The sequence below is a fragment of the Rhizobium sp. WSM1328 genome, from assembly GCF_057653715.1.
In genome coordinates, this window is the sequence record NZ_JBYGKO010000005.1 from 247,039 (window position 1) to 264,119 (window position 17,081).

Here is a 17,081-nt window from a genome sequence, read left to right on the forward strand (position 1 = left end):
TAGAGTGGAAATCACTGTACCGATGAATCAGGCTCATCGATTGGAAACCGTCGCTAAAATCCGTTCAAGCCGCGAACGATCTTGATCAGCGCGTCGACGCCGAAGGGAAGCTGCCGCCGGCTGGAATAATACATCGAAAACGGCGGGCCCATCGATGCCCATTTGGGAAGGACGACTTCCAGGCGGCCTGCGGAAACGTAGGGGCTTGCCAACCGTTCCAGGCAATAGCACAACCCGGCGCCTTCCAGAGCCGCATTGATGGCAAGATCGGTTTCGCCTGATATCAGCGCTCCGGGAACGTCGATCTCGCGCCGGTCATCGCCGCGTTCGAATTCCCACTTGTAGATCTGGCCGCGGCCCGTCCGTATCCGGATGCAGTGGTGGGAATTGAGGTCCTCCGGCATGACAGGGCGACCATGACTTCTGAGATAATCAGGGGCAGCAACCGCGACCCACTTTAAAGGAGGAGTGAGAGGAACTGCGATCATGTCTTCCGGGATGGTGCCGCTGTACCGAATACCGGCATCGAACCCGTCCGCGGTGACATCGATGAACTGGTCATCCACGGCGACCTCAAGCTCGACATTCGGGAAGCGTTGCTGGAACACCGGAATGGCTGGCCGCAAAAGCAGAACGGCGGCATCTTTCAGAACATTGATGCGAATGCTGCCGGCGCCACCTTGATAATGTCCGTTCAAGTCCTCCAATCCGGAGTTGATAAGCTCGAGCCCGGCAGAGATCTTCTCGGCGAGGGCTGTTCCGGCGGCGGTTGGTGCAACGCTGCGGCTGGTTCGATTAAGGAGGCGCACGCCCAGCCTTTGCTCAAGCGCCTTCATGCTGTGGCTCAGGGCGGAAGCCGTTACTTCTAGGTGATCCGCCGCTTTGCGAAAACTACGGTATTGGACTATCGCGAGAAAGATCGACAGCTCGTGAATTTCATTGCGCTTGAACTGCATTATTGATCTCAGGAGGCTAATTTGGCGATACTTCGCAACCGGTCTTAAAGGCTCTAGCTCGTTCGGTGCAACTCAGCACCCGGATCCTGCTTTACCGGCTCGGATTCTCCACTGCTGATCACAGAATTACCTTGTATCATAGAGCCTTTCAATCTCCGGCCATGGTATCGAAAGCGTGAGAGCTGCGTTGGCCAATGTTGCGATGGTTCCGTGGCTTCTTTCCGAGGCGCGGTCATTGTCGAGCACGTCCCGACCGCTTGCCCTGCAGCTCGGGATCCTATTTGCAATTTGGATGCCACGAGGTGGCGCGACAACGCGACGGCAATGGCCGCGCTATTGCCTAATGGCGGCTAATGGCGCCAAGTCGAACTAGCAGGTATCCCGCACCGCCGATCTCAATCAAAAGATCTGCTCTCATTTCCCTGTCGGTTACGACCTTGATTTTGGTCCATTTGTCGACGTCAGCATCAAGAGGAAAGGGCAAACTCTCTCGCAGCATGAGGGTAAGCTCAGGCGTTCTGTCCGACTTATAGATGCAGATCCTCATCGCACGGCGCCCAATTGCACGAGTTCATGACGGTTATATTGCGCTGCGTCATGATCTATTGCAACGCCGCAAAATCCTTTTCCGCAGTGCCCTCGTCGACGGCAGTTTCCCTTGTCGCTAACCCCGCTGACTTCCCCACTGACCTGGGTCACGAAAGGTTAACCACGCAGAATGCCGCCGACCGTTTCAAGGCCGAACGGGTGTTCGCCGATGCTTCGATGGTCGTCGACCCCTGATTTTGATCGACATCTCGGAGATGATCCGCGATGCCGGCTACTACGTAGCCGAGGCGACTTCCGGCGACGAGGCGTTCGCGTTCCTCGAAACGCCCGGCTCCCTGGAGCTCCAAACTCGCAGCCGTCGAGCCGACGGCGAGGATCCACCAATGTCCCCGTCGTCATTGCCATGATGATTTGCCGAGAACGCCTGGATCGCAACCTGCCGACCGCTATGGAAGCTTGCCTTCCCGTTCAACGCAATCTATATTCTGTTCAACACAGGAGCATCTCATGGGCACCCAACCACAAAGTGCGGCGGAACGCGAAGCGAAGGTCGCGTTAGCCCGCAACAAGCTCGTGCTCGAGCAAGCGAAGGCCGTCGGTCTCCTTGGCACGGCGAAGAATACCCGCTTGTCGGGGCGAGTGCCTTCGGAGCTGATCGAGGCAGCTAAGAAGCGGGCCCATGTTACCTCCGACACCGAGCTGCTGGAATTGGCGCTTTCACGGCTGGCTCTCGAAGACGACTTTGGCTCGCGCCTGGTGGGCCGCAAGGGCCGCATCCCGACGGATATCGATCTTGGGATTTGATCTCTCTGAAGCCCTCCGATCACTAAAACCCCAGAAGCACGTCGGGTCGCTCGAGCGCAGGCCCGACGAAGATCTTCCCTGGGTTGCTGACGAACCGGCAATTGGAGGGCCTCTATTCCTGGACACCAGCGTCTATCTGGATGTGCTTCAAGGGCGCTCGCCGGTGGAGGTCGATAGGCTGATTACGTATCGACTATGCCACCATTCGGCGGTCTGCCTGTCTGAGTTGACCCATGCCTTCGGCCGACTGGACCCCAGGCACGCCTCAACAAAGGCGGTCCTCGACACAATCGCGGCGACGGTCGATGACATTCCGGAACACCGACTTCACGCCCCAGATGCAGCCATCTGGGGACATGCCGGCGTGTTGGCGGGTCTGCTCTTTCGTCTGAGCAGCCTGCCAAAGGGGGAGGGACATGAGCGCCGCTTCGTCAATGACGCCATGGTTTTCTTGCAGGCACGGCAGCTGGGTGCGAGCGTGCTGACTGGCAATGTCCGCGACTTCGATTTCCTCTCACAGATCATACCGACCGGTCGGGTCATCCTCTATCGAGCCCGAGTGGGGGCGCGATCATTATGAACGCCCAGTTCTCACTCTCGGTCGCTATTCTGCACGAACTGGAACAGCTGGGGCTGGCACCGACAACAGATGTCAACTGCCCGCGGCATACGCAGGTATTCTGCGTTTTGTGGCGGCCGGCTCGATCCGGTAGGTGATGCGCGCCGCCGCCGAGAACCTTGACGCCCGCCGTTGTCAGAGCAAGGTACGACCGCCTCGGTCGATCAGATCACGCCCCAGCCGCGTTAAGCAGCATTGATTGGCATCTCGAATGCGATGCGCGACGTCCGGTCGAACGTCACCCGTCGACGCTAGGAAGCTAGCGGCGTTGCTCGATGTAGCCCTAAAGCTGGAAGAGTGATGGCCACACGCAGACCCCCAGTCGCCTTGTTTTGCGCGGTTGCCGAACCACCGTGCCATTCTGCCGCCCGTCGTGTGATCGCCAAGCCAAGGCAGATCGCACGGATCCGTGCCGCGAGCTCGCCCGGTGAACAAGGACGTAATCATCCGCCCCGAGATTGAGACCGGAAATGCGGTCGACATCATCTCCACGAGCCGTCATCATCAACACGGGCACGTCGCTTACCTGTCGAATTTTCCGCAAGACCTCAATGCCGCTCATGCGGGGCATCATGATATCCAGAACGACGATATCGGTTGAAGGCGACATCGCTTCGCAACACCGATCCTACCATCCGCGGTTGTCTCGACAACGAAACCCTCCTCGGTCAGGTATTCGCCGAGCAAATTTGTAAGCTCGATATCATCATCGATCAAAAGCACGTTGGTCATGTAATTGCACCCGTCAATTCGATGGGTGCAGCTTAAGGCTAGCAGGCGGGGAATACAGCAGTTTTACCTAACTTAACACGTTCTTGACCGACATTAACATCGCGATCCCTATAGTGCGGCCGACAGCTTCAGGGCAGCCGGGATTTCATGCGCATAGTTTTCTCCTCAGTTTCCATCCTCGCCATTTTGGCGGTACTCAGCGGTTGTACCAGTCTTGGCGCACTCAAACCTTCGAGGTCTGTCGTGGCGCCCTATTGGCACGCGACACTGCCGCACGGAGGTCGCTCCCCCGAGCTCGTCGCGTGGTGGGCAAGCTTTAAAGATCCTTCGCTGACGGAGTTACTGACGCTGGCTGAACGGGAAAATCCCACGGTTCAGGAAGCTGTCGCCAACATTGACAAGGCGCGTGCGACGCTCGACAGCGCAAGGGCTGGCCTCTTCCCGTCGCTGGGCGGGTCCGCCTCGGCAACGCGCGAGGCTAACAACGGGGACGACCTCAACAAAATCGTGGCTGGAACGAACAGGAGTGGCGGTCTCGACGCCGCCTGGGAACTCGATTTGTTCGGCAAGACCAAGAAAGAGACACAGGCCGCGGCCTTACGAGCCCAGGGCAAGGTCTGGTCGTGGCATGACGCGCGGATCTCGGTCGCTGCCGAGGTCGGTGATTACTATGTCCAATATCGCGCCTGTCGTCAGTTGGAACAGCTTTACCGTGACGAGCTTGCATCGCAGAGAGAAACGATACTCGCGACTGAAAAATCGGCGCAGTCCGGCTTTACATCAACAGCCGATCTGGCGCTCTCCCGAGCGAGCGCTGCGACATCCTCTTCCAATCTGACGGCCCAGCGCGGGGACTGCGAAATCATCGTCAAGTCATTGGTCCAACTGACGGCCACCGATGAGTTGGTGATCAGAACATTGCTGGATCACGGTAAGAGTCGCATTCCACAGCCGTCATCGTTGCGGATCCTCTCTGTACCGGCGGATGTTTTGCGACAAAGGCCCGACATCAACGAGCTGGAAGCGGAAGTCGCGGCAACGATTTCAGATGTCGGCGCTGCGAAGGCCGACCTCTATCCCAGTCTCAGCTTGAGTGGATCCATCTCAATCAGCCAGTCCACCGTAACCGGCAGATCGGTTCCGTGGTCATTTGGGCCCGCATTGTCGATACCGCTGTTTGATGGCGGGACGAAAAGGGCTGCCGTCAGAAGCGCAGTTGCGGATTACGATGTTGCTGTCGCAAGTTACAAGTCCGGCGTCTTGACGGCTGTCGCCGACGTGGAGACAGCTCTTATTCGTGTCAACACAGCTCTGAAGCGTATCGGCGATGCAAAGACCGCCGCTGACAATTATCAAAGCTACTTCCGCTCGGTCGATGAGAACTGGAAATCCGGTGGCGCCAGTATCCTCGACCGCGAGGAGGCCCGTCGTTCGGCACAGTCCGCCGCCATCACCCTCATCGAAATCAGGCGCGACGCGGTCCAGTATTGGATCGCCCTCTACAAGTCTCTCGGCGGCGGTTGGGCTGCCCCGGCTGGCGCGCCAATTGCCTCTGCCAATGGAACACACTGATGCGTAGATTTGCTTTCATCCTGGTCGCGACGACGGTCGCGTTAACGCCCTATCTTGCGCGTAGCGAGGACACCGAACAGAGTACCGCTCAAGCAGCTGCCTTGACCGTTGCCGTCGCCGCTCCGCGGACCCTGGAGTGGCCCGTGACGATACCCGCGAGTGGTCGCCTTGCCGCCTGGCACGAGGCGGTCATCGCGGCCGAGGTCAGCGGCCTAAAGATCTCCGATGTTAGAGCGGATGTGGGCACCGCGGTAAAAAAAGGCGATCTGCTCGTCCAGTTCGACGCCGAGACCTCTCAAGCGGAACTGGAACAACAGCAGGCCACCGTTGAAAAGCAGGAAGCGGCTCTCGACCAGGCAGTCGCGGACGCTGATCGCGCTCGTGGATTGACCGGCTCAGGTGCGTTGTCCAAGCAGCAGACGACGGAATATCTGATTTCCGAGCGGAAAGCGAAAGCCGACGTCTTATCTGCCAAGGCAGCACTTGCCTCTGCCCAACTGACCTTGGAGCGCACGAAGGTTTACGCGGTAGACGACGGGGTTATTTCCGAACGCTCCGCATCTCTTGGAAACGTTGTGAATGCCGGTGATCAGCTGTTCAAGCTGATCCGGCAAAACAGAGTCGAATGGAAGGCCGAGTTGCCGGTCAAACGGCTGGCCGATGTCAAGGAAGGGACCAAAGCCGTCATAAAGACGCCGGTCGGTGACGTCGGCGGCGAGGTGAGGTTGGTTTCGCCGACGACCTCGACAGACAATGGTCGCGTGACTGTTTACGTGACCTTGCAGCCGGACCAGGGAATGCCAGCACCCAAGACGGGCATTCTGGCGAGTGGCTATTTTGAGTTCGACCAGAAAGACGCTCTGACCGTGCCTGAGGCCGCGGTGACCCTCAAGGACGGATTTTCTTACGTTTTCATCCTGAAGGAGGCTGAAAAGCTCACCGTGGCGCGCAAGCGCGTCGAAACGGGCCGGCGCCAAGACGATCGTGTCGAAATCGTCTCGGGGATAGACAAGGTCGACAAGGTCGTCACATCCGGCGGCGCCTTCCTGGCTGACGGTTCGGTTGTAAGAGTGTCGGAAGACGCTCAGTCAGCGAAGAACGAGGAGGCGAAATGAATTTTTCCTCCTGGTCCATTCGCAATCCCGTTCCGCCAATTCTGCTTTTCATTTTATTGACGGCCTGCGGGCTATGGGCCTTCAACCGTCTCGATATCCAAAATTTCCCCGACATGGACCTTCCAACGATCGAGATCAGCGCGTCGCTCGATGGAGCAGCCGCATCTCAGCTTGAAACGGAGGTCGCGCGTAAGATCGAGGATGAGCTGACGGGCCTCACCAAGCTGGATTCCGTTACCACGACGATAACGGACGGTTCGGTCAGCATCTCGGTAGCATTCGAAGTCGGAAAGGACACCCAAGAAGCCCTCGATGAGGTTAAAAGTGCTGTCGACCAGGCGCAGGATGAGCTGCCGGAAGAGATGAATGCGCCGACCGTTACGAAACAGTCGCTAAACTCTTCGCCCTTGATCACCTACGTCGTGCGTTCGGATAAGCTGGATTCGGCTGAACTTTCTTGGTTCATCGATAACGACATGTCACGTGCGCTGATGGCGGTGGACGGTGTTGGCGAAGTCGGCCGCCTGGGAGGGGTCGACCGGGAAATCAGGGTGGAGCTGAACGCAAACCTGCTCGACGGCTTGGGATTGACCGTAAACGACGTCAACAGCCAGGTTGAAGCGGTACAATCCGACCTGTCGGGTGGCAAAGGTAGAATTGGCGGCGAAAGCCAGTCCGTGCGTACATTGGCTGCCGTAAAGAGCGCCGAGCAACTTGGTGCGATGGCGATCCCCTTGCCCGAAGGCAGCTGGGTTGGCTTGGATGAACTCGGAACGGTGACCGATTCACACAGCGATCTAACCTCGCTCGCTTATCTGAATGGCAAGCCGGTGATTGCCGCTCAGATCAAACGGTCGAAAGGTTATTCGGATACGGCGGTCACTGACAAAGTCCGTGACGCCATGAAGGTATTCGCCGCGGCCCATCCCGAAGTGACGATTGAAGAGGCTTACAACACCATCGTGCCGACCGAGCAGAACTATGAATCGTCGATGCATATGGTCTACGAGGGGGCGTTGATCGCTGTCTTCGTTGTCTGGTTGTTTCTTCGCGATTGGCGGGCGACGCTTCTGGCTGCGGTGGCATTGCCCCTATCGATCATTCCCACGTTTCTCGTGATGTATATGCTCGGCTATTCGCTGAACACCATCACGCTGTTGGCAATCTCGTTGGTGGTCGGCATTCTCGTAGATGACGCGATCGTCGAGATCGAAAATATCGAGCGACACCTCAACATGGGCAAAAACCCATTCGACGCGGCGATGGAAGCGGCAGACGAAATAGGTATGGCGGTCATCGCCACCACGTTTACACTGGTTGCCGTGTTCCTACCCACGGCATTCATGGGTGGAATTCCCGGCATCATCTTCAAACAGTTCGGCATCACGGCTTCCGTTGCCGTTCTGACTTCTCTCTTGGTCGCACGGTTGGTAACGCCGATGATGGCGGCTTATATGATGAAAGCCAGCGGCAAGGCGCACGAAGAAGACGGTCGCATCATGAGATGCTATCTTTGGCTCGTGAAAGGCGCACTCCGCCGCCGCTGGATACCAATACTCGCAACAGTCGGGTTTCTCGCATTCACGGCACTGCTTCTATCTCATCTGTCCACGGGCTTTTTCCCGGCATCCGACGATGGGCAGACCCAGGTTAGCCTAACAACGCCATATGGATCGACGATCGAAGCGACCGATGAGGCCGCGCGCAAGGCATCGGCGATCATTGCTGGCGTTGACCATGTCACGTCGGTCTTTCAGGCGACGGGCACGGCCTCTACGGGAGGGATGAACGGCACGTCAAAAGCGAGCACCAACAGCGCGACGCTCGTCGTCAATCTCACGCCGATCGATGACAGAGATGTCAAGCAGTCACAAATCGAAGCCGATTTGCGCAAGGCATTGGAACAGCTGCCCGGCGTTCGCCTGGAAATCGGTTCCGGCGGCAATGGCACGCAACTCACCCTGACACTGGCAGGCGACAATTCCGAGCTTCTTGAAAAGGCCGCGGCAAACCTCGAGGCTGATCTGCGTACTCTTTCGGGCATCGGTAACGTTACGTCATCGGCTGCCATGCAAACGCCTGAAGTCACGATCAAACCTGACTTGGCGGAAGCAGCATCCCTGGGTGTCACGTCCAAGGCCATCGCCGAGGCTATTCGCGTTGCAACGGCCGGTGCCTACGACACCGCTTTGTCCAAGCTCAACCTGCCGGAGCGCCAGGTCGCCATTCGGGTCATGCTCGATACGGCAAATCGACAGTCGCTCGACGCCATATCGCTCATTCCTGTCGAGGGAAAAGAGGGTAATGTCGCGCTGGGTGCCATCGCCGATATCTCTCTTGGATCCAGCCCAAGTCAGATAGATCGGCTGGACCGGTCACGAAACGTCTCTTTGACAGTCGAACTGAACGGCAGAAACCTTTCCGACGTGACGGCAGAGGCCGCGCGATTGCCCAGCTATCAGAACCTGCCACAGGGTGTGAAATTCGTTGAACAGGGCGAGCTCAAGCGTCAGAGCGAGCTGTTCACCAGCTTTGGTACGTCGATGGCGATCGGCATCTTCTGCATTTACGCCGTTCTGGTCCTTCTCTTCCATGATTTCCTTCAGCCGGTGACAATCTTGATGGCACTGCCGCTGGCACTTGGCGGCGCCCTCTTGCCACTCGTGTTGACCGGCACCAGCTTCTCCATGCCAGCGGTTATCGGCCTTCTTCTCCTGATGGGTATCGTATCGAAAAACTCCATTCTCCTTGTCGAGTACGCAATCGAGGCGCGCCGTGCCGGAATGTCTCGTTACGACGCCCTCGTGGACGCCTGCCACAAGCGAGCGCGACCCATCATCATGACAACCATTGCCATGGCCGGCGGCATGCTTCCGGCGGCACTCAGCCTTGTTTCCGGTGACCCAAGCTTCCGCCAACCCATGGGTATCGTCGTGATCGGAGGACTGATCACCTCGACATTCCTGAGCCTTCTTGTCATCCCCGTCGTCTTTACATTTCTGGATGATGTTCTGAACTGGCTGAAAACGAGGCTCCAAGAAGATAACAGGCACACCGCCGAATAGCCCTTGGAGCGTCCGATGCGATTTCTGGCGAGGATCCCTCATCTCACTGCGGTTCCACTGACGCGCATGACCCTTGCTGGGCTTGTTTGCCTTTTGATCGGTTGCACCACGGCGCGACCAATCTTTCAGGAGGTCGATGCACGTCAGGCGGAAATCGCGGGGTTTGAAAACATCCGCGCCCCATTGGATGGCGAGATCGATTCAGCGATCAGGAAACGCTTTCAGAGGACTGGATCCCGGGTCCCTCGACAATACTTGGCGATCTCAGGCGGCGGAGCCGGTGGAGCTTTCTCCGTCGGTGTTCTAAAAGCATGGTCTGAGCGCGGCGATCGGCCAACCTTCGACCTCGTGAGCGGCGTTAGTACCGGGGCCCTCATCGCACCCTTCGCTTTCCTGGGAACGAAGTATGACCTCGTCCTCGAACATCTCTATACAAGCGGCGTCGCGACGGAACTGCTCGACCGAAAATTCATCGTCAGCGGTCTGCTCGGCGAAAGCTTGTATTCTCAGAAGCCCCTGAGGGAGATGGTGGAGAGATATGTGGACAAGCTCCTTCTCACCGAAATTGCCGACGAATACCGAAAAGGCCGAAATCTTTTTGTCCTGACGACAAATCTCGACACTCAACGTGCCGTTCTTTGGGATATGGGCGCCATAGCGAATAGCCCGCGGCCAGACGCTCTCGGCCTCTTCCAAAATGTCCTGATCGCATCGGCCAGCATTCCGGGCGTTTTCCCCGCCGTGCGGATCAATGCGGTGGTTGACGGGCGGCCGATCGTTGAGTTGCACTCCGATGGTGGGCCGTCAGCTCAGATCATGACCGTTCCGGAGGCCGTATTATCGAACGTCGATCTGCCGGTTCCCGCTGGGGCTCGGGGATCCGACATGTACTTACTGGTGAATAACGCGTTGATGCCCGAGTTTGCCGTGACGGCAAATTCGACGTTGTCGGTTAGCACAAGGGCGTACTCAATCCTTGTGAAGTCGCAGACGCGTCAATCGCTTTACGCGGTCTATGAATATTGCCGCCGGGTTGGTGCCCAGTTCCATATGGCTACCATCGACGTCATGGTGCCCTATAAGATAAGCGACCCATTTAATACTGGATACATGAGAGCCGTTTTCAAGATCGGCTATGACCGGATGTTAAATGGTCGGCTATGGCGTGATCGACCGACGTTCTCCACAACACAGTAATATTACGAAGGCGACTGGCTCTTCCATTCAACTCTATCCGCGCCCGCGGGCCGCCGCCGACAGGTTGCGATGATCGAGGAATTGCGAAGAAATTGCATTATGTATTCGATAAAATATGACAAGCTGATCGATGAGACGCCATCCTGGCTTGACGACCACGAGAAAATCACCCGCGCATACATTGAAAAACGGACTGACGATGCCGCGGGTTTACTCAAGGACCACATCGAGGGGGCAAGGAAGTGTTTGCTCGGGGTGCAAACCGGATGATCCTCAGGAGCGTTGAGATTGCCCTGCTCATGGAGCACCGTTCGTCGGTCTTCCGATTTTCCTGGTGCGCGAGTTCTGCTTCTCGTGCGTCCCTACCGCAATCGATCTTATCGCTGCCCCTCGCAGCCGAATATTCCATCGACCACAAGGGCCTCTACGCTACGGGTCAGTCGGGTGGCGGCATGATGACGATGGCAATGGATATCAAATACCCCGAGCTATTTCGGCCTCCCTCCCGGTCGCCGGACAATGGGACCCGGCGCTGGTGAAGCCCCTGGCCCATAAAATTCTCTGGATCCTCGTGTCCCAGGACGATGACAAGGCTTGGCCCGACGAAAGTGCCATGATTGACGTGCTTTCCAAGGAAGGCGCCACTGCCGCGCGGTTTTGGGGCCGCACCTGGAATGCAGAGCAGTTTCACGAACCGTTGCGGAGATCGACGCAGAACGGAGCCCGATCAACTTCGTGGCCTTCCGACAGGTAACGGTAATGTATCCAGTCTCGACGACATCTTAGAGTCGTCGTCGGCGATGATCTCTCCATATTGAGGCGCGAACACGAAGGCGGGTCGCGCGATCTGATCGGCAGGGCTCGCCCATGCCACCGCACCGAGACCCTGGAACAGCGTGGCCTCCGTCTCGGTGCTTGTGGCACCGGCGCCGTGCATGAACAGCACCAGCGGATAGGAGCGCGCGGGATCGTAATCCCGAGGTACGAAAAGATTGTACGGCAGTGTTCGCCTGGTTCGTGGGTCCATGAATTCGCGTTGGCGGAACTCATCGACGACCAGGTTGCGGACCGTGGTTGTTCGCAATGCCAACGGCCTGGCGATATGACTGTTCCATCGCTCGTCCGAATGGGTTCGATCTGGGTAATGACAGCCACCTCGCGGCTCTAACCAGCTTTGACACTATGACATCACGGTCTGCGGTTCGCAGCTCTTCAAGACCAGTCTCTTGCTACAGGCTCCGCCGATAATCGCCATGGTGCAATGAGGCGCGGTTCAGCTGGTAGATCTCCTAGACAACTGCTCGCGCAGTAGAATTCGGCGGCCTACTCCCTAGCAAGTCGGCCCAGGGCGTCCAAAGGATCAAAATTCAGTATTCTTGCCAGCTCGAGGAACTCGATGACGTCGACGCGACGTTGGCCGCTCTCCAATCGGGCGACAAACGACTGGTATTCGCCAAGTTTGTCAGCAAGCTCCGTCTGCGTGAGACCTGATGCCTCTCGCTTCTCGACCAGCAGCGCTATCAGCGCTCTATGCCTTTCCGTGCCGAGCGTCTTCGCCACGTTCACCCACCTTGTCTAAGATGGGGTCTTCGATTATATCTGATTTCCAGTTATCTTAAATTCAGATAATTTGCTTAATCCTCGCATCGATCGTGGAACCCCTCATGGAACTACGCCAGCTCTCCTACTTCGTCGCGGTGGCCGAGGAACTGCACTTCGGCAGGGCAGCGGCCAAGGTCCGCATCGCCCAGCCAGCGCTCTCCAACCATGTGCAGGCGCTGGAGCGCGAACTCGGCTGTGCGCTGTTCATCCGCTCGACCCGGCGGGTGGAACTGACGCGGGCAGGGGAGATCTTCCACGAGCGCTGCGTCGGGATCCTCAGTGAGGTCGATCTGAGTGCCGAGATCACCAGGGCGGTGGCCGGCAAGACGATAAGGCAGATCAGGATCGGCACCGTCTATCCGGCGACCACCGGCGTGCTGCCGGCGTTCCTTGCAAAGATCGCTCGCAAGTACCCGGATATCCGCATTCATATCTCAAGCGGCAATACCGGCGACATCATCCGCGGCCTGGAAAACGGCCAGATCAATCTCGGCTTCATCAGGCCGGTGGAAAACATCGGCTCGTTGCGCTTCTCCTCGATCGCCCATGAGCGATATCTGTTGGCGGTGGCCAGGACCAACCCACTGGCGGAGCGGACGGAGATTTCCATCGACGACCTGCGCGGGGAGAAGATCATCGCCTTCAATCGCAAGAACCTCTCCTACACAGAGCGGTACTTCAACGAGAAGTTCGAGGAATACGATCTGACCCGCAACATCGCTTACAGCTGCGACGACACCTATTCGCTGGTGTCGCTGGTCTCGGCCGGCCTTGGCATCGGCTTTGCGCCGGAATGGACCGAGGGCCTGCCGAACCGGGCCTTCGAGCTGAAGGCGGTCAGGGGCATCGATTTTCGGATCGGCCTCGGTGTCGCCTGGAATAAAGAGGATCCAACCGCCTCGCGCGACGACATCGTCGATATCGCCCGCTCATTGGCGCGGCCGGGCAGGTGAGGCGAGGGAGCCCACGGGTACCATGCAAACGGAACGGCTTACCGGGGGCAGTCGGTCCCGGGTTCCGCTCGTTCCCGAGCGGCGCTCCGCTAACCCTCCTGCGGCTGCCCTTTTAACCGGTCAAGCCGTGCGCGAACGGGCGCCGGCGCGGACGCGCCTTTGCCTGGTATGCTCATTGTTTGGAGGGGCGACTTTGCCACGCCGGGCACGGCGCCTAGGAGGTCAACCCAGCTGTCATCCAATAACATTTTAAAGCTCAGCCGCACTAAGCTCCGCTCCAGCAAGCGTTCCTGCTCATGTCATTGTTGCGGCTTTTTCGTAGCGCTACAATTATTTCGCGACGGGTGGGGGCAACACAATGCGCCTCGGATGCCCTGTGCCGGGCAGACGAGCTGGACTGACCTTAGCTACGGAAAAATTCCCCACCACGATAGGCGGGGCTTCGATCTTGCTGGTTGGCCGACGGTTCTTAGAACTTTACGCCAATGCCAAACTTGAGTTCGTGCTGATCGAGGTCGACGTCAACGCCGAGAACGTCCTTCTCGCCAAAGTCGTTGTACCGATATTCACCACGAGCGAAGATGTTGTTGGTGATCGCGAAGTCGAGGCCGGCTCCTACGGTGTAGCCGTTGAAGGTCTCCGTTTCCTTGTCAAGGCCAGGCAGATCTACGTAACCGCGCGTCGCGGTCCAACCGGCTGCGCCATAGATCAGCGCCTTGTCGAAAGCATAGCCGACACGACCACGAACAGCGCCGGTCCAATCGGTCCCAACGTCAGCTCCCAGCGCTTCCTCTTCATTCCAGTTGTGTTCGAGGTTGCCCTCGATGCCAACAACAATGTTATCGAACTGGAAGTTGTAACCCACAAAACCGCCGAAGATGCCGCCGTTAAAATCCTCGGAAGCGCTGGCACCACCGGCGCTGAAGTCACCGTTAAGCCATCCCGCGCCGCCATCGATACCCAAGTACGGACCGGACCAGGTAAATGCAGGAGCGGCCGCAACGGGAGCGTCCGAAATGACCGGGACCGCATCGGCCGCAAGCGCGGTGGTCGAGACAAGAGCGAGTAGCGTTGCGGCGGCTATCAACTTCATTTTCTGTACTCCGTGTCATACTAATACAACCAGAGGATATAACTCAATCCAACAAAAAGCTGTAGCAGCGGGGGCACACTCGCGAAAATGTACGGTACAGTACACGGTGCGCGCGGCGATCTTGAAAGGCCATCGGCCACGGCTGGCGCGCGTCGCGCCCCTCCCCAGTGCTCAGGCGCGCTGTCCGCTCCGCGCTGACAATGCAGCCGCTCCACGCAAAGTCGGATTGCTCACCGGCGCGCGGTCCCTGAGCGTCTCTCGCCACAAGTTCCCTGCCGGACAAAGACGCTCCCGTTGCGGTGCCCATGAACGCCGCGGGGTAGGTTGGGACGCTCACTGGCCACCAAGCGAGGGTAGTCCGCTCATTCGCATCTCCGACTGTGCTCCGCCTCGCAAATTGGTAGAACGAGCGCCTGCGGAAATTGATAAGCTTCCACCGCCGGACCCGGGCGGTAGCAGGTGAACAATCTAGCTTGGTCGACCTAGACTTCCGTTCCTGCGAGCTTCATCTCATGGACTCTATGGCAAGTGACGCCGCGCGGGCGAACTTAGCGCTTGAACGGATAGCCTTCGCCACAACCTCCGTCGCCGCGTAAAGGATTACAGTCATGCTCGCAAAGAGTTCCAATTCGGTTCGCCTGCGCCTCGCCTGGGGTGAAGTCAGAGCAATCGAGCTCGTTAGGTTGAGCCGTAGGCTCGAAATTGAAATCGAACAGCAGTCCCCATTGCGGTCCTGATCGTCTCCGGGATCAAGCAACCGGCTAGCGCCACGATACCTGGCGTCCCAGTGTCGTCGGTTTTTGCGAAATATCGTCCGCAAGGATGCCATTACGACTGCAGCGTCCATCCGACGGCCATTGATTCAGATTTTATTAAACATGTAAGCGGATCCTAAAACGAGGGTGCAACACACCCGTGTCGAGCCGCGTTAGGCGATCACATATAGTAGGGATCGAACTTATGGCCGTTATTCTCGTCGTCGAAGACGAGCCGTCAATCCGCTTTCTCTTGTCGGATGAACTCGTGGATGCTGGACATACCGTCATCGAAGCCGCCAGCGCTTTGGAAGCCATCGCGGTGCTGGGCAGATGCGATCATTTGGACGTAATGATTACCGATGTCGACATGCCGGGCGGATTGAGTGGAATTGACCTGATGAAGCTAGTGAGATCCACTCGACCCGAGACGAGCGTATGGGTCGCGTCGGGCCGCGATGTCCGCTCGCAGATCGACCCCGGCGTTTTCTTCTTGCCCAAGCCATACGACTACCGCGAACTGGTCTATATTGTTTCCGAACGCGCTCACGTAAGGCAAGTGCTCGCGACCGACCAGCAGCGATCCGGTTGAAAGACTTCGAGAGAGCTCTTCCCGCCGCGCTAGGTACCGCCTACATCTTTCGAAACTGTGCCAGAGCCATCGCCAGGCCGGCTTCGTCGTAGGGTTTACCGAGAAGTACAGCGTCAGAGATCAGCTGGTGGCCATCGATCTGCGGAATGCCGATCATCCCCGATGAGAACACAATCCCCAGCTCTGGTTGTCGGCGCCGACACGCTACAGCGAGATCGGCGCCGGACATACCGGGCAGTCCATGGTCCGTGATCAGCACATCGAGGTCTTCCTGCCGCCGGATCGATCCTCAGCGCGTTTGTCGGCGGACAGCTCCACGGCCTCGTCCCGATGTCGTCATGCTACAAGTCTTGCGGCGATCCTGGTGATTTCCGCGATCAAGGTATGGCGGCACGCGTGAGCTGCCTATTGACCACGAGGGTCGTCTTCCGCAACTGCATGAGCTTCAGCCTGCGACGACCAAACCTCGCATCCTGTTCTTCCGACCGTTGCCTAGCAGCGTATCCCTCTATCGTAACGGTGGGCCAGGGAAGCGGCGGCTTGATTAATGCCACTTCACTTACCCGTGATTGCGCTGTTCGTCGCTCAACTGGTTGTACTTTTTCCAAACTTCTTCGACTTCACGCGAACACCAGGCTTGCCGATCGGCATCATTTTTTCCTTCTCGTCGGGAGCCGGCGCCATGCCCTGCTGTTGACTAGACTCCTTGATGGGGGGTTCGAGGCCTGGATGTTGGTCTGGAGTATCTGTTACCTTGGTCTTGTCTGCCATGTCGCTGCTCCTCGCAGGCTCGAAACGGGGTGCGCGGCGGGCTCCTGGCGAGCGGCTGCCGCATTTAAATCGGCGGCTTTCGGCGGGGGCAGTTCGGCCTGTAGTTGATCGATGCGCTTGAACATGATTGGGCTCCTCGTTGATGGTTGCATCCTGCAAACCTCGACCGTGACGTGTTGTTCCCAAAAATCGGAACGAGGCGTACGGTCTCAAGACTGGCTAATGAAACGGCCTTCCTAGATCGACCTTGGTTGCCCCTGCCGTCCTCGGCACCAAAAGGGGTGAGCAAATCTTTCTCAGTAAAGATAGTGCCAGCCGTCGCTATTAGCGATGTCTGGCGTCCGGATGCCCTGCCAGACCTCGTTCGCGATGGCGCCAACTGACAACTTCGAGGCCGAATAGAATTTTATCAGACTATTGTCGCCAAAATCGACGATGGCCGCCACCACAGATGGCCTGGCAACGCGGTGACGCCCCCGAGGCTCGCTTCGATGTGATAACCGTCCATTTCCGCCAAGCCGTCGCCCCTGCGACCTATGAACTGAAAGCAAACCTTTCTGCGCGTCAGGTATTCGACCGAGAAATGAAACGTGTCACCGTCGGCTGGGTTCGTAAGCAAATGCCAGTTCGGCAAGGATTTCGTGGAAGACAATCGGGCGTTTGCCATTTCGTGCAAACCAGCCGAGCCATCGATTGTTCCCGCACG

At 57.9% G+C, this 17,081-nt stretch carries 13 protein-coding genes and 4 pseudogenes; 10 read left to right on the plus strand and 7 right to left on the minus strand.

Annotated features, from left to right (window positions below; all coding sequences use genetic code 11):
• Positions 1-53: 53 nt before the first annotated feature.
• The gene (locus AC2444_RS35570) at positions 54-956 is read right to left on the minus strand and encodes a LysR family transcriptional regulator (protein WP_012760372.1); all 903 of its coding nucleotides are present in this window, start codon (positions 954-956) and stop codon (positions 54-56) included.
• Positions 957-2,012: 1,056 nt separating this feature from the next.
• Here AC2444_RS35570 and AC2444_RS35575 point away from each other — a divergent pair.
• Complete coding sequence (locus AC2444_RS35575; protein WP_003554796.1) at positions 2,013-2,309, plus strand: hypothetical protein; 297 nt, start codon at positions 2,013-2,015, stop codon at positions 2,307-2,309.
• A complete protein-coding gene (locus AC2444_RS35580) occupies positions 2,299-2,889 on the plus strand; it encodes a type II toxin-antitoxin system VapC family toxin (RefSeq protein WP_128450432.1) in 591 nt (196 codons plus the stop codon). The genes AC2444_RS35575 and AC2444_RS35580 overlap by 11 nt, the downstream gene beginning before the upstream one ends.
• A gap of 377 nt (positions 2,890-3,266) precedes the next feature.
• On the opposite strand, the pseudogene AC2444_RS35585 reads toward AC2444_RS35580, so the two are convergent.
• Positions 3,267-3,660, minus strand: a pseudogene (locus tag AC2444_RS35585) (response regulator); the annotation flags it as partial.
• 147 nt (positions 3,661-3,807) lie between these two features.
• On the opposite strand from AC2444_RS35585, the gene AC2444_RS35590 reads away from it, so the two are divergent.
• From AC2444_RS35590 to AC2444_RS35615, 6 genes and pseudogenes are all read left to right on the plus strand, one after another.
• The gene (locus AC2444_RS35590; RefSeq protein ID WP_128450433.1) at positions 3,808-5,232 is read left to right on the plus strand and encodes an efflux transporter outer membrane subunit; all 1,425 of its coding nucleotides are present in this window, start codon (positions 3,808-3,810) and stop codon (positions 5,230-5,232) included.
• Positions 5,232-6,347 carry an efflux RND transporter periplasmic adaptor subunit gene (locus AC2444_RS35595; protein WP_128407547.1) on the plus strand — a complete coding sequence of 372 codons (1,116 nt, stop codon included), beginning with the start codon at positions 5,232-5,234 and terminating at the stop codon, positions 6,345-6,347. The genes AC2444_RS35590 and AC2444_RS35595 overlap by 1 nt, the downstream gene beginning before the upstream one ends.
• Positions 6,344-9,412 carry an efflux RND transporter permease subunit gene (locus AC2444_RS35600; protein ID WP_128450434.1) on the plus strand — a complete coding sequence of 1,023 codons (3,069 nt, stop codon included), beginning with the start codon at positions 6,344-6,346 and terminating at the stop codon, positions 9,410-9,412. Before AC2444_RS35595 ends, AC2444_RS35600 begins: the two co-directional genes overlap by 4 nt.
• 15 nt (positions 9,413-9,427) lie before the next feature.
• Positions 9,428-10,609, plus strand: coding sequence for a patatin-like phospholipase family protein (locus AC2444_RS35605; protein ID WP_128450435.1), 1,182 nt, complete (start codon positions 9,428-9,430; stop codon positions 10,607-10,609).
• A gap of 60 nt (positions 10,610-10,669) precedes the next feature.
• Positions 10,670-10,879 (plus strand): annotated as a pseudogene (locus AC2444_RS35610) (GntR family transcriptional regulator); the annotation flags it as partial.
• A 119-nt stretch (positions 10,880-10,998) separates the two neighbouring features.
• Positions 10,999-11,371: pseudogene (locus AC2444_RS35615) on the plus strand (prolyl oligopeptidase family serine peptidase); the annotation flags it as partial.
• Here the strand turns inward: AC2444_RS35615 and AC2444_RS35620 are convergent.
• Together AC2444_RS35620 and AC2444_RS35625 are read right to left on the minus strand one after the other, a co-directional pair.
• Positions 11,370-11,696 (minus strand): annotated as a pseudogene (locus AC2444_RS35620) (hypothetical protein); the annotation flags it as partial. The pseudogenes AC2444_RS35615 and AC2444_RS35620 overlap by 2 nt on opposite strands.
• 236 nt (positions 11,697-11,932) lie before the next feature.
• Entirely contained in the window at positions 11,933-12,175 is a 243-nt protein-coding gene (locus AC2444_RS35625; protein ID WP_017997293.1) for a helix-turn-helix domain-containing protein, read from the minus strand.
• Positions 12,176-12,273: 98 nt separating this feature from the next.
• Between AC2444_RS35625 and AC2444_RS35630 the strand changes: the two genes are divergently transcribed.
• The gene (locus AC2444_RS35630) at positions 12,274-13,164 is read left to right on the plus strand and encodes a LysR family transcriptional regulator (RefSeq protein ID WP_128450436.1); all 891 of its coding nucleotides are present in this window, start codon (positions 12,274-12,276) and stop codon (positions 13,162-13,164) included.
• 469 nt (positions 13,165-13,633) lie between these two features.
• On the opposite strand, the gene AC2444_RS35635 is transcribed toward AC2444_RS35630, so the two are convergent.
• The gene (locus AC2444_RS35635; protein WP_003554784.1) at positions 13,634-14,257 is read right to left on the minus strand and encodes an outer membrane protein; all 624 of its coding nucleotides are present in this window, start codon (positions 14,255-14,257) and stop codon (positions 13,634-13,636) included.
• A gap of 960 nt (positions 14,258-15,217) precedes the next feature.
• On the opposite strand from AC2444_RS35635, the gene AC2444_RS35640 reads away from it, so the two are divergent.
• Positions 15,218-15,604, plus strand: a complete 387-nt coding sequence (locus AC2444_RS35640) for a response regulator (RefSeq protein ID WP_128450437.1) — start codon at positions 15,218-15,220, stop codon at positions 15,602-15,604.
• A 40-nt stretch (positions 15,605-15,644) separates the two neighbouring features.
• Here the strand turns inward: AC2444_RS35640 and AC2444_RS35645 are convergent, their stop codons facing one another.
• The gene (locus AC2444_RS35645) at positions 15,645-15,863 is read right to left on the minus strand and encodes a response regulator (RefSeq protein ID WP_003554781.1); all 219 of its coding nucleotides are present in this window, start codon (positions 15,861-15,863) and stop codon (positions 15,645-15,647) included.
• A gap of 326 nt (positions 15,864-16,189) precedes the next feature.
• A complete protein-coding gene (locus AC2444_RS35650) occupies positions 16,190-16,375 on the minus strand; it encodes a hypothetical protein (RefSeq protein WP_003554779.1) in 186 nt (61 codons plus the stop codon).
• Positions 16,376-17,081: the final 706 nt, after the last annotated feature.

Excerpts from the sequence above, each read along its gene's own strand:
- AC2444_RS35570 (WP_012760372.1), bottom strand. The coding sequence starts at position 956 with ATGCAGTTCAAGCGCAATGAAATTCACGAGCTGTCGATCTTTCTCGCG.
- AC2444_RS35575 (WP_003554796.1), top strand. The coding sequence starts at position 2,013 with ATGGGCACCCAACCACAAAGTGCGGCGGAACGCGAAGCGAAGGTCGCG.
- AC2444_RS35590 (WP_128450433.1), top strand. The coding sequence starts at position 3,808 with ATGCGCATAGTTTTCTCCTCAGTTTCCATCCTCGCCATTTTGGCGGTA.
- AC2444_RS35595 (WP_128407547.1), top strand. The coding sequence starts at position 5,232 with ATGCGTAGATTTGCTTTCATCCTGGTCGCGACGACGGTCGCGTTAACG.
- AC2444_RS35600 (WP_128450434.1), top strand. The coding sequence starts at position 6,344 with ATGAATTTTTCCTCCTGGTCCATTCGCAATCCCGTTCCGCCAATTCTG.
- AC2444_RS35605 (WP_128450435.1), top strand. The coding sequence starts at position 9,428 with ATGCGATTTCTGGCGAGGATCCCTCATCTCACTGCGGTTCCACTGACG.
- AC2444_RS35630 (WP_128450436.1), top strand. The coding sequence starts at position 12,274 with ATGGAACTACGCCAGCTCTCCTACTTCGTCGCGGTGGCCGAGGAACTG.
- AC2444_RS35635 (WP_003554784.1), bottom strand. The coding sequence starts at position 14,257 with ATGAAGTTGATAGCCGCCGCAACGCTACTCGCTCTTGTCTCGACCACC.
- AC2444_RS35640 (WP_128450437.1), top strand. The coding sequence starts at position 15,218 with ATGGCCGTTATTCTCGTCGTCGAAGACGAGCCGTCAATCCGCTTTCTC.
- AC2444_RS35650 (WP_003554779.1), bottom strand. The coding sequence starts at position 16,375 with ATGGCAGACAAGACCAAGGTAACAGATACTCCAGACCAACATCCAGGC.